12 protein-coding genes are annotated in these 12,874 nt (G+C 43.1%); 2 read left to right on the forward strand and 10 right to left on the reverse strand.

Features of this window, described 5'->3' with window-relative positions:
• Positions 1-154 precede the first annotated feature (154 nt).
• Together L0M85_RS04445 and L0M85_RS04450 are read right to left on the reverse strand one after the other, a co-directional pair.
• Positions 155-787, reverse strand: a complete 633-nt coding sequence (locus tag L0M85_RS04445; protein ID WP_238656550.1) for an SGNH/GDSL hydrolase family protein — start codon at positions 785-787, stop codon at positions 155-157.
• 52 nt (positions 788-839) lie between these two features.
• Positions 840-1,673 (reverse strand): HAD family hydrolase, encoded by an 834-nt coding sequence (locus L0M85_RS04450; protein WP_238656551.1) that lies wholly within the window; start codon positions 1,671-1,673, stop codon positions 840-842.
• Between the two features lie 249 nt (positions 1,674-1,922).
• Here L0M85_RS04450 and L0M85_RS04455 point away from each other — a divergent pair, with 249 nt between their 5' ends.
• Complete coding sequence (locus L0M85_RS04455; RefSeq protein WP_048688652.1) at positions 1,923-2,798, forward strand: AraC family transcriptional regulator; 876 nt, start codon at positions 1,923-1,925, stop codon at positions 2,796-2,798.
• A gap of 92 nt (positions 2,799-2,890) precedes the next feature.
• On the opposite strand, the gene L0M85_RS04460 is transcribed toward L0M85_RS04455, so the two are convergent.
• From L0M85_RS04460 to L0M85_RS04485, 6 genes are all read right to left on the reverse strand, one after another.
• Positions 2,891-4,573 carry a hypothetical protein gene (locus L0M85_RS04460; RefSeq protein WP_342751247.1) on the reverse strand — a complete coding sequence of 561 codons (1,683 nt, stop codon included), beginning with the start codon at positions 4,571-4,573 and terminating at the stop codon, positions 2,891-2,893.
• Between the two features lie 18 nt (positions 4,574-4,591).
• Positions 4,592-5,869, reverse strand: coding sequence for a CapA family protein (locus L0M85_RS04465; RefSeq protein ID WP_238656566.1), 1,278 nt, complete (start codon positions 5,867-5,869; stop codon positions 4,592-4,594).
• A gap of 348 nt (positions 5,870-6,217) precedes the next feature.
• Positions 6,218-6,418 carry a hypothetical protein gene (locus tag L0M85_RS04470; RefSeq protein WP_048688684.1) on the reverse strand — a complete coding sequence of 67 codons (201 nt, stop codon included), beginning with the start codon at positions 6,416-6,418 and terminating at the stop codon, positions 6,218-6,220.
• A 37-nt stretch (positions 6,419-6,455) separates the two neighbouring features.
• Positions 6,456-7,391: a peptide-methionine (R)-S-oxide reductase MsrB gene (gene msrB / locus L0M85_RS04475; RefSeq protein ID WP_048688646.1), complete on the reverse strand. Its 936-nt coding sequence runs from the start codon at positions 7,389-7,391 to the stop codon at positions 6,456-6,458.
• Between the two features lie 281 nt (positions 7,392-7,672).
• Positions 7,673-8,029: a hypothetical protein gene (locus L0M85_RS04480; RefSeq protein WP_048688644.1), complete on the reverse strand. Its 357-nt coding sequence runs from the start codon at positions 8,027-8,029 to the stop codon at positions 7,673-7,675.
• Positions 8,030-8,152: 123 nt separating this feature from the next.
• Positions 8,153-9,088, reverse strand: a complete 936-nt coding sequence (locus tag L0M85_RS04485; protein WP_238656554.1) for a dihydroorotate oxidase — start codon at positions 9,086-9,088, stop codon at positions 8,153-8,155.
• 374 nt (positions 9,089-9,462) lie between these two features.
• Here L0M85_RS04485 and gdhA point away from each other — a divergent pair, with 374 nt between their 5' ends.
• A complete protein-coding gene (gene gdhA, locus L0M85_RS04490; RefSeq protein ID WP_048688639.1) occupies positions 9,463-10,809 on the forward strand; it encodes an NADP-specific glutamate dehydrogenase in 1,347 nt (448 codons plus the stop codon).
• 94 nt (positions 10,810-10,903) lie between these two features.
• Here the strand turns inward: gdhA and dnaJ are convergent, their stop codons facing one another.
• Positions 10,904-12,049 (reverse strand): molecular chaperone DnaJ, encoded by a 1,146-nt coding sequence (gene dnaJ / locus L0M85_RS04495; protein ID WP_238656555.1) that lies wholly within the window; start codon positions 12,047-12,049, stop codon positions 10,904-10,906.
• A gap of 154 nt (positions 12,050-12,203) precedes the next feature.
• Positions 12,204-12,836, reverse strand: a complete 633-nt coding sequence (locus tag L0M85_RS04500; RefSeq protein WP_048688632.1) for a DJ-1/PfpI family protein — start codon at positions 12,834-12,836, stop codon at positions 12,204-12,206.
• Positions 12,837-12,874 lie beyond the last annotated feature (38 nt).

The raw sequence follows: 12,874 nt of genomic DNA on the forward strand, positions 1-12,874 counted from the left end.
TCTGCCAACTATTTTATAACAGAAGTCAAAAACCGAATAAGGACAAGGTTTTTGTTAGTTGTAGAATTAGTACAAAATAGAATGTTTTGCCAAACTGTTTTATAGAAGACATAAAAAATCCTAGCTGGAAAATCATTTTCCTTGCTAGGATGGGTTATATTTCGCTTTGAAGAGCCTTACTCAAGATCCTGTATCCTTCAATTGTTAAATGAAGACCATCTGTTGTATAAGCCGGTTTGAGCTGACCATCCTCTCCAAGAAAATGGGCAAAAACATTGATAAATTCAACATTTATCATCCCTTGGGCCAATTCGTGGTAGGCCTGGTTCAAGGTCTGAATCTTCTGATTGGTCCGGATATAAACTGTCCCCTTGTAGGGCTCTCCCTCATTCACAGGAAGAACCGAAAGGAGTTTGATTTGCGCCAAAGGCAAGAGTCGTACCATCTCCTGCAGTATGATGCTCATGTTATCAATGGTTTCCGACAGGGGCATTTCCTTGCCAATGTCATTAGTTCCGATCAGTAAAAAAACCTTATCCACTGCTTGACCGAAAATATGGGCATCTAGATTCTCTCTTAAGAGGTCTGTCTTGTAGCCTCTAATCCCCCGGTTCACCATATACTGATCCGTCAACAACAACTCTTGAAGGGGATAGTATTCGATGATAGAGTCTCCTATAAAAAGAATATCGGGTTCCCTCAAAGGATTTTGATTCAGTTCTCGGTAATTCTTCTGTATTTTTACCTGTTCTTTTAACAGCCAGGTCTCCAATAATTGTACAGCCATAAAGACTCCTTTCGATTCGTATAGTAGAAACTGTGCAAGGTAGGATAAGGTCCTAGTCGAAGCTGAGCCTTCCATCCAAGTAAGCTTCGATGACTTCGTAGACCCCATGATTCTGATGAGAAGGCGCCGTAAAGCGGGCTGCTTGTCGCGCATGGAGATCCGCATTTTCCATTGCATAGGAATGAGTCGCTAACTCAAGCATCTCGACATCGTTTTGGCTATCGCCAAATGCCATCAGATGCCCACCATCCACGCCCCAGCGTTCTTCTAAGAATTGAATGGCTGTAGCCTTATTGACACCCGGTTGCAGAATATCAATGGCTCCATAGCCACTAGCTGCTGGAAGCAGGCGCTCTCCAAACTTTTCTCGTAACTCCTGCACAAAGGCTTCGACTTTTTCAGTCTCCGTGACGACACTTAGCTTCAAAACTTGCTCGCCATGTTCATGGGTCAAATCATCCACAAAGCACATCCGTTTGTAAAAAGCAGCCGCTAACTCAGGCGTCATCAATTGCTCTAAAAGAGGAAACTCTGTTCTTTTCTTAGCATAGCCTCCCGATAAGCTACTAACGACCAGATGGAGTTCTTCTTCTCGGCCTTCTAGATACTGCAAGACCTCCTGCACCAGCTCTTCCGGCCAGCTACACTCTCGGATGAGCTTTCCCTTCTCTAATATCCGTGCCCCATTGGCCAGCACCAAGGTGACGCGATCTTTCAAGTCTCCCAATACATGAGCCATACGGCTATAGCCGTTCCCTGTCGCAATGACAAAGGGAATCCCTCTTTGGTCTAGCTGATCCAAAATACGGCTCAAGCGCTCATGGTCTACTTCTCCTTGCTCGTCCATCAGAGTGCCATCCATATCTGTCGCAATCATTTGTAGCATACTGCCACCTCTTTCCATCTTTCCCCTATTATACACCATTCCCTCATCATTTTGGAGACTTCTCTCCCTTAAATCGCCCCTCTCCTCCTTCCTTAAAATTTAAGAAATTCCATCGAATCCTCTTTAATTTTTGGTCCAATTTTATTATAATATAGATAGTAGATTTTCCCTGTATGAAGTAACTAGCAGACCCTTTCACACACCTGGTAAAAACGTCTGCTACTCCCGAAAAAGATCTAAGAGGTAGGCATGAACACAAAGACTTTATACCGCCAAACATCCTTTACCAATAGCGATTTCCCTTTTTCAATCAAACAGATTAGCACCCAAAATGGACAGCCAGATATCTTATTTCACTGGCACACCGATATTGAGATTATTTATGTCAATGAAGGGACTGCTCAGTTCCATATCGACTATGAATATTTTAATAGTCAGCCTGGTGATATTATTTTGATCCGCCCCAATGCCCTCCACTCCATCCACCCCATCCAGAGTTCTTCTCATACTATGGATGTCCTGCATTTTAATCTGGACCTGATTGGGATTACCCATAAAAATATCGCCACTCTAAAATATTTACAACCCCTCTACAATGGGGATTTTGAATTCGTCCGACGCATTCAAGCCCAATCACCCGGTTACGAAGAAATCAAACAGAGCCTCTTAACCTGTATGGCAAACGGAAGAGAACAAGGCCCCTTCTATGAACTCCGACTTAAATCCCAGCTCAATGAACTCCTCTATCTCCTCTTCTCCCATAACTATATCGTCGAGAAGAAGTTCTCAACGGACGCTTACCGGAGAGAAGAAAAAATCCGTTTGGTCCTCGACCATATTTCAAACCATTACCAAGAGGAGCTCATGATCGAGCATTTGGCAGAGCTGTGCCATTTTAGCCCGACCCACTTCATGAATTTCTTTAAGAAACAATTAGGGCTCTCTTGCATGGAGTATATCATTCAATATCGACTGAAAAAAGCAGCCCATCTCCTCCAGCATTCCGATCAGGCAATCATTGATATCGCGAGCCAATCCGGCTTCAACAACCTCTCAAACTTTAATCGCCAGTTCAAGAAATACTATCAGGTTACTCCAAGCCAATACCGAAAAGCTTGTCTTTAACCAATAGAACAAATAATAAAAGCACATGAAACACAAGTGAAGTTTGCGTTTTATGTGCTTTTAATGTTTTTCAACAGAAGATCTGATACAACCTAGCAACCTTCCTCTTTATCACTCAACATTCTATTTAAAGACCATTTCCCTGTTTTTTCATATTGTACAATTAATTCTTGGGAAGTTCGAGTGATTTCCGAAGGAAAATAGAGGCTTTTTAATGTATTGACCGCATTCTTCGTTACTGCTGCTCCCTGCTTTATCTGATAATCAAAGACGATTTTCCCGTCAACATAGCGACTGTCAAAATGATAATTATCATTTACTGCACCAGATGCTGCAACTAGCTCAATATCATGACTCGAAATCATATACAAGCAATCGTGTCTCGATAGCCAGCGGACAATCCCTAAGCCAGACCCAATTCGCTCAATGGTATTGGTTCCCTTAAAGAGTTCATCAATAAAGAAATAATGAAAACCTGACTTTTCCAGACTCTCAATCATTCGGAGAATTGTTTTACTCTCTGTAATAAAATAACTATCTCCAACCTCGATATCATCGCTGACATCCATAGAGGTCATGACATGTCCATAAGAAAGCTCCAAACTGTCACCATAAGCGAAGCCCAAGCCCTGCGCTAAAATACAGTTAATGGCTACCATTTTCAAATAAGTGGATTTTCCGGAGGCATTATCTCCACTGATCACCATATTTTTTTCAAAAGTGACGTCATTAGCAACCGGATCCGCTAGTAAAGGATGGTAGATCCCCTTTCCTTTAATCCCAGCTTCTTCCTTAAAATTGGGATGACAAACCAAATTACCATCACGCTTATGGCGTAGAAGGCTGATGGCTACTTCCAATTCCCCCAAAAGATTGATTGTTCCCTGAGCTTCTATCTGATGAGTCCTCACTTGCTGGTAGATATAGATTTGGGCAATCTGCGGAATTAAGAAAAGAAAATTAAGATAAATCAGGATAATTTCCATCTCGGAGCTTCCTGTTGGACTTTGTAAGATGCTGGAAATGACTTTCGTCTTCTTAAATGGTTGGACAGCCTGTTTGAAGGCTTCTTGTTTTGGTAGCGCTAGACGGCTCAGCTTTTCCGCTGAAGCAAAGATGCGAACCAGGTAACTAACTTGATCCAAGCGCATTTTATTCGACCAATTCCGAATGCTCGAAAAAATGATATTAAACGTCACACTCGCTATCAAGACTGACATGGCTTGAATTTGAAAAAACGGAAGAAAGAAAAGAGAGAGGACTGGCAAACACGCTAAAAAAAGATAGAGAGAAAGATAGATCCTCGAATCTTGCTTCCCTGGATTCGCCACAATACTTCTAGCCATATTGTGGTTCTTTTTTCCTAACTGGTTCATAACAACCTGAACCTTCAGACGAAGATCCGGGTGATGTTCAAAGAAATCTTCTAACTCCTGCAAAGATGCATCTGGTTGAAAGTTTATCAAACGCATCTTCTGATACAAGGCCTCAGCCCCTATACTAGACTGTGTATAGTTTAGCTGATCAAAGACTCTATGCATGTCTAAATCATGCCAAGTTTGACCATCTACTTGACTATCCGTTGGCTGGAGTGTAGATGCCAAAAGCATCGTTTCCACTAAACTCTCTTCACTATCATTTTTTATAAAAAAAGGTTTTCCCTCCCAAGCCTTGGCTAATTTTTTTCTCAGACGAATCGTTGATATCCAATTTGTTAGAACCATAATGATGATCAGTCCAACAAATCCAATTGGTAACCATCCAAGTTTATCCATTCCTACATTCGCCCCTTCCTACTGCCAATTCAGATTCACACGTTCCTTCACTTCTTGATAGGCTGTATCAACACGCGCCTTTGTTTCATCATCCAATTGGTCCCGATACTTGCCTCCTTCAATCCAGTCCTCCAAGATATAGGTCTGGAAATGATAGAGTTCATAGCCTTCAGGAGAATAACTGTCCTTTGGAGTCCGGCTGACCCAAGTAGGATGAGCTGTAGCCGTTTTAATCCGTGTCTTGCGCCCTACCTTCTCAATGGTTATATCCATCAGGACACCCCGTTCGGTCCATTGCGCATTGTCTATCCCTTCCATGGTTTCCATGCGCTGGTTGGAAAGGAAATTCCCCATAGAATAAACAATCAATTTCTGTTGCCCATCCTTATCCACAATCTCAGCAGGCTGGACGACATGAGGATGACCACCCAAGACGATATCCGCCCCCCAAGAAATCATCTTATGGTATAGCTCCTTTTGTTCCTCTGTCGGTTCTAACTCATATTCATTCCCCATCTGAGGCATGACAATGGTCATGTCTGCTTCCATCTCAGCTTTTTGGATTTCTTGACGCATCCGCTCCTCATTGAGATCCGATAGACGGTTGTCATAGTCCTCTTGTTCTAGATTATATTCCATCCCATTAAACCCGTAGGAGTAGGCCAAGATCGCAATCTTGATTCCATTTACCTCCTTGATCAGGATAGGGGCTTGATCTCTCGTCTCATGTGGGTAGACACCAATCGTTTGGATCCCCGCGTCTTCAAAGGCCTTGGCAGTCGAAAACAGCCCTTCCAAGCCAGAATCGAGGATATGGTTATGTCCCAGATCCATCACCTGATAACCTGCCTCCTTAATCGAAGCAACTACCTCCCCAGGGGCATTGAAAATCGGATAGCCCGAAAGCCCATAATCCGAATTAATGGTCCCTTCAAAATCCCCCAAGACCAGATCCCCTTGCTTCAACCATTCCTGAGCATAGTGATAATTCTCAGAAAAATCATAGCTTCCATCTTCCTTGGCGGCACTCATATAAATCAAGTCATGATAGAGTTGATCTCCATTTGCCATGATCCGAGCCGTATGAGGTAACTGATCCGGATGAACTTCTTCTTGCTTTTCAACGACTTCCGGCATTTCTAGCGCTGTAATGGGAAAACCATTCCATTTTTGAACCCACAAGACCAGATTTGCTGCCGCAAATACTGTAATCAGCAAACCATAGACAAACTGTTCGTTGGTCAGGCGAAAAGCGGTCACCTTTCCCAAGCCAATATCAAGCCAGTCGTTGAGCATCCTGAGGATATCTTTCCCAAGCTCGCTCCATCTCTTTAAGAGATCCTTCCAATTCTTCATCATCTTCTCTTCCTATTTCTCTTGCACTTGTCAAAGGCCTCTCCCTAGCATCTTGATGGTACCTTTTACATTCTCACACTTCTCTAACATTCCAACTTTCTCATCTCAGGTTTATACAATGAGCCACTAAAACCACATCAAACCTAGTATTCATTGAAATGCTTTCTCTTCATTGTATCACAAATTTTAAGAAGAGAAAAAAGAGAGCAGGACAGAAGCGCCATTGTTTAGAAACGCTTCATCGTCCTGCTCCTGCACAGTTGATTAATTCATGTAAATGATCAATCATCACTTCTTATCGTTTGATTTGGACAAGCTAATCGCAACCATGACAAGACTTAGGAAAAAGGCCGAAAGCAACCCTTTTGTCGTCCGATTCATAAAAGGTTGATGGAATACAAAATGATTATAGGCAGTAAATCCTAATCCAATCAGAGTTACCATAGCCGAAAGTGAAAAAATTGTTAACCACAAATTTCTATTTTTCATCATAAACTCCGTTTTTCGATTTAATAGAAAGGCCCTCTTATTTCAAAGCCTTTAACAAATAACCATAACCTTCTTGCTCCATTTCCTCTTTTGGAATAAAGCGCAGAGAGGCCGAATTGATGCAATAGCGAAGGCCACCTTGGTCTTTGGGTCCATCGGTGAAGACATGGCCTAGATGGGCATTGCCTGAGCGGGAACGAACTTCGATCCGCTCCATTCCGTGGCTATGATCCTGGTAATAGTGGATGACATCTTTGGCAATAGGACGGGAGAAACTTGGCCAGCCACAGCCAGACGCAAACTTATCCTTGGCAAAGAAGAGAGGCTCCCCAGTCGTAATATCCACATAGATTCCCTCTTCAAAGGTCTGATCATAGGCATTGTGGAAAGGACGTTCCGTCGCACTCTCTTGAGTGACTTGGTACTGCTCTGCTGTCAGTTTCGCTTTTAAGGTTTCTTGATCTGGCTTCTGATAAGCTGCCGGATCAATCAAGGGTTGGGCTGCATCCGTCACATCGATATGGCAATAACCCCCAGGATTCTTCTTGAGGTAGTCTTGGTGGTAGTCCTCAGCCAGGATGTAGTGACGCAAGGACTCTAACTCCACCGCGATCTTGCGCCCCAGTTGCTCTTCTTGCTCCGCAAACACTTGGGCGATGACCTGACGATCTGCCTCATCTAGGTAATAAACACCGGTTCGGTATTGGCGGCCTCTATCATTTCCCTGCTTGTTAACGGACAAGGGATCAATCACACGGAAAAAGTAGAGCAGAATCGCTCGTAGAGTAATCTTGTCTGGATCATAGACGACTTGTACAGTCTCTGCATGATCCGTTTCCTTGATCAATTGGTAATTGGTCGTTTCTACCTGGCCATTGGCATAGCCCACCGTCGTCTTTTCTATACCGGGGATCCGAGAGAAATACTCCTCTAAGCCCCAAAAACAGCCACCTGCTAGATAAATCTCTGCCATCTTTTTTCCTCGCTTCCTGCATTCCCTAAGAGGAACGCTTAACATCTATTAGCTCCATCATAATCCAAGAGCCTCAGATTTTCAAGGATTCTGCATCAAAAATCCCTTCTACTATACTAGTAAAAGGGATAAAGGCACTCCCACTTATTTTTCAAATAAGAAAAAGAGCGAATAAGCAAGATTTCGTAGAGACACTAAAAACTGATGGAAAAAATCATGCATGAGAGACATGTCCCACACATCCTTTGAATATCTGTGGATAAACACAAAGCTAGCATCAACTACAAAACCACCGTCGGTCCGTAGACCTGTAACTGAGGCTTCACAACCTCGTAATGCCAGTGATCATAAGCTCGCCAAGATTGAAAGGTTTCTTCGTTCAATGCTAGCCCACCCAGACCAATCAATAGACTGGCGGCCTGATAAAACTTCTCCAACTCGATCAACAGGCGATTGTCTATCCTTTGAGCCTTCAATAAAACTTTCAACATCTGATCTAGATTTTCTTTAAATCGAAAGGCATCAGGATTGGCTTTGCATTCCCTAGAAAAGGCTGTTTGGAGAGTTTCAATCTTCGTTCTCGCCTCTTGAATCACATCCCTTTCTCCCATCGAAATCACCTTCCTTTTCACCTCCATTGTACACCTTTTTCTCTCTATAAAAATGGAAAATCTCTAAAACTAGGAACAGAATGTTGTCTCTGGATAAGAAACTATAAAAAATTCCCCAAGTTTCCACTCGAGGAAGTTCTTTTCAAAAAATTAGTCAATGTAGTGCAATTTTCCACGGAAGTCTTCTAGGCTTTGGTAGCCTTTTTCTTCCATGATGGCTTTGAGTTCTGCAGTGATGCGGTCAAAAGCCCCCACTCCTTCTTTATGAAGCGTGGTTCCGATTTGTACCATACTCGCGCCACAAAGGATATGTTCAAAGGCATCGCGACCAGTCAAGACGCCCCCAGTCCCCACAATCTGAATTTCTGGATTCAGCCGTTGGTAAAAGGCATGGACATTGGCCAGAGCCGTTGGTTTGATGTATTCGCCACCAATCCCACCAAAGCCGTTCTTCGGACGGATCACAACGGATTCATCCTCGATGTAAAGGCCATTACCGATTGAGTTGACGCAGTTGACAAACTTGAGCGGGTATTTGTTAAAGATTGCTGCCGCTTGGTCGAAATTAACGATATCAAAATAAGGTGGCAACTTGATGCCAAGAGGTTTGGTGAAATAGGCGAAGACCTCTGACAAGATCCGATCCGTCGTCTCAAAATCATAAGCGATCTGAGGTTTTCCTGGGACATTGGGGCAGGAAAGGTTCAATTCAGTCAAACCTTTAAAATCACTTTCTTGCACCTTTTTCAAGATGGTATGGGTTTCCTCAGGAGACATGCCGACAAGAGATAGGAAGAAAGTCCGATCGGGATCTGTTTCTTGCAACTCCAATAGGTAATTCAAATAATAGTCCAAGCCTTGGTTAGGTAGCCCCATCGAATTGATTGAGCCCAGTGGGACATCTTGGTAGCGTGGCTCTGGATTTCCAGCACGGAACTCCAGGGTAGCTGTCTTGGTCACAAAGGTCCCAGCAGCGGAATTCTTCACTTCCTCTAATTCCTCAGTGATCATACAGGCCACACCTGCCGCATTCATCAGGCAGTTGTCAAATTCAAAACCAGCAATTTGCGTCTTTGTCGATACCATCTTCTTCTCCTTGAAATGAATTCTTACAGCCATTATAGCACGAAAAGGAGGATTCATGACTAGAAAACCAAAAAAGAGCAAGAAACGTACGGAAATAGAAAAAATTACCATAAATGTTATCCATTTATTTTCTATATAGAGGGGAAAAATCAGACATTTTTCCAATCCTATCGTCCTTTCGCATCCATTTTTTCCCACTTCATAGGCAGTTGTGAAAATTTTCAGAAAATTCAACTTTTTTCTTTACAAGTCAAAAAAAGTCTGCTATAATTATCGACGTAATAAAACATGACATTGCTTTCAGCAGTGCCTCCATATACCAGTAAGTTCGCTAACCTGCTGGAATTCGTTTCAATGAAAAAAGGAGAAACATGATGACAACTGCAAAAGAATATATCCAAAGCACTTTCGAAACCGTAAAAGCTCGCAACGGCCATGAAGCGGAATTCCTTCAAGCTGTTGAAGAGTTCCTTAGCACTTTGGAACCTGTATTTGAAAAACATCCAGAATATATCGAAGAAAACATCTTGGCACGTATCACTGAGCCTGAGCGCGTGATTAGCTTCCGTGTTCCTTGGGTTGACCGTGATGGAAAGGTTCAAGTTAACCGTGGTTACCGTGTTCAATTTAACTCAGCTGTTGGACCATATAAAGGCGGACTTCGTTTCCACCCAACAGTTAACCAAGGGATTTTGAAATTCCTCGGCTTCGAACAAATCTTCAAAAACGTTTTGACTGGTCTTCCTATCGGTGGTGGTAAAGGTGGATCTGACTTCGATCCTAAAGGGAAAACAGATGCTGAAGTGATGCGTTTCTGCCAAAGCTTCATGACTGAATTGCAAAAACACATCGGTCCTTCTCTTGATGTCCCAGCTGGTGATATCGGGGTTGGTGGACGTGAGATTGGTTACCTTTACGGACAATACAAACGTCTTCGCCAATTTGATGCCGGTGTCTTGACTGGTAAACCTCTTGGTTTCGGTGGTAGCTTGATCCGTCCAGAAGCAACTGGTTATGGTTTGGTTTACTATACGGAAGAAATGCTCAAGGCCAACGGCGACAGCTTTGCTGGTAAGAAAGTCGTAATCTCAGGTTCTGGTAACGTTGCCCAATACGCTCTTCAAAAAGCAACTGAACTTGGTGCAACTGTTATCTCTGTATCTGACTCAAATGGTTACGTGATCGACGAAAACGGTATTGACTTCAACCTTCTTACAGACGTCAAAGAAAAACGCCGTGCTCGTTTGACTGAGTATGCTGCTGAAAAACCAACTGCTACTTACTACGAAGGATCTGTATGGACTTACGCTGGTAACTATGATATCGCTCTTCCATGTGCAACTCAAAACGAGATCAACGGTGAAGCAGCGAAACGCTTGGTTGCTCAAGGGGTAAAAGTTGTTTCTGAAGGAGCCAACATGCCTAGCGACCTTGATGCGATCAAAGTCTACAAAGAAAACGGCATCCTTTACGGACCTGCTAAAGCTGCCAATGCTGGTGGGGTTGCTGTATCTGCTCTTGAAATGAGCCAAAACAGCCTCCGCCTTTCATGGACACGTGAAGAAGTGGATGGACGCTTGAAAGACATCATGACCAATATCTTTAACACTGCTAAAACAACTGCAGAAACCTACGGTCTTGGTAAAGATTACCTTGCGGGTGCTAATATCGCAGCCTTTGAAAATGTCGCAAATGCGATGATTGCCCAAGGTCTTGTTTAATTTGATTCTTTTGCCACACCTCTGAAGCCTTTGGTTTCGGAGGTGTTTCTCTTGATAAAAAAAGAAGATTGGAAAAACCAAATCTTCTTTTATTTTATAAATCATCCAGGGCATCTTTAACCTTATCAAAGAAGCCTTTTTTCTTTGGGTTGACCTTCAAATCACTTGCTTCCGCAAATGCACGAAGGGCTTCTTTTTGCTTGTCATTTAGACCTGTTGGTGTCACCACATTAACAGATACATATTGATCTCCTACAGAGCCTCCACGCAAGCTTGGTGCTCCTTTACCGCGGAGGCGGAATTTCTTACCTGTCTGGGTTCCTTCAGGGATGACCAAGTCAACATCGCCGTGAACCGTTGGAACATGGACCGTATCCCCAAGAGCAGCCTGAACAACGTTCAAGTTCAATTTATAGTAGATGGTTGATCCATCACGCTCAAATTTGTCGCTCGGCTCAACGTTGACCACCACGTAGAGATCTCCGTATGGCCCTCCATTAAATCCAGCTTCTCCTTGACCAGAGAGGCGGATTTGTTGACCTGTTTCAACCCCAGCAGGGATTTTCACATTGACACTGTGGGCTTGCTTCTCGTGACCAGTCCCATGACAGGTTGTACAAGGATCTTTAATTTCTTTACCACGTCCATGACAGACATCACAGGTGATTTGACGGCGCATCATCCCAAGCGGGGTTTGCGTATCCACATTGATAACCCCAGAACCATGACAGCGTCCACAAGTTACTGGGCTTGTTCCTGGTTTAGCTCCAGTGCCATCACATGTCCGACAGCTGGCTTCCCGATGGTACTTCACTTCCTTCTCAGTTCCAAAGATGGCTTCTTCAAACTTGAGGTTTACGCGGTACTGAAGATCATCTCCCTGACGTGGAGCATTCGGATTACGGCTCGTACCACCACCTCCAAAGAAGCTTGAGAAAATGTCTTCAAAGCCACCAAAGCCAGTGCCATCAAAACCACCGAAACCACCAGCTCCACCACCAAAGCCGCCAAAACCACCGTTGGCTCCTGCAGCACCGTATTGGTCATAGGCTGCCCGCTTTTGTTCGTCGCTCAAAGTCTCATAAGCTTCTTGAACTTCCTTGTACTTTTCCTCAGCACCAGGCTCCTTGTTGATATCTGGGTGATATTTTTTAGATAATTTCCGATAGGCTTTCTTGATCTCATCCTGAGACGCATTCTTTGAAACGCCCAAACGGTCATAAAATTCAGTATTGTTCATACAAGATACTAAGAGCGAACAGAAAGCGACTGAAATTTAGGAAACCGACAAGAAATCCTGATTTCTTAGGCGGTTTATCTAATTTCCAAGCTTTCCGCTCGGGTTCAATTCCCCGAACACTCTTTGTTCCTTTCTATAATTTATAAGTAAATCTTTAGAGGATGTTTTCTATACTTCGCTTCACTTGTTCAAATTCTTGGTCTGATAGAGTAAATATCAAATCCTCTTCAGCGTACTCGTTCTGTTCTTTAAAATAGTTATCCGTATTCTCTGCCAACCCTAAACTTAGAATCACTTTCCTTGCAAACTCTTGATGCGCAAAACCAATAGTCGTAATGATTTGTTTATCTTGCACAAGAACTTTCGGTTGGAAATTTTCACGTGGAAGAAATTCAAAATAGTCAAAGAAGTTTTGCCAAATTCCACCTGTAAATTTCGTATCCTTCAACAAGCCTGCTTTCGCCAATAAAAGAGGCGCTGAAGAAATGGCGGCAATGAGGATATCTTGCTCACCAAGGTTCCTCAAGAACGAAATCAATTTCTCATCCTGTAGGGCAGGTCCTATGTTTACCATTCCTGGCAAAATCACACAAGAATACTCTTCTATACGGATCTGATCTAGTGTTTTGGTCGGTTGACAGGGCAAACCATCCTCAGAGACCACTATCGAATGATCTGAAGCGACATAATCAATCGTGACGTCAAAAGACAGAGCTAAAGTACTTGTTAAAGCGGTTATCTCATAAAGAGAAAAATTAGGATAAATGATACAAAGTACTTTTTTCATACGCAACATCCTCTATTTTACCGAAAAACAGAGGCTGG

It is taken from the genome of Streptococcus sp. DFI.7.26 (assembly GCF_022240605.1).
In the GTDB taxonomy this organism is placed as follows: domain Bacteria; phylum Bacillota; class Bacilli; order Lactobacillales; family Streptococcaceae; genus Streptococcus; species Streptococcus xiaochunlingii.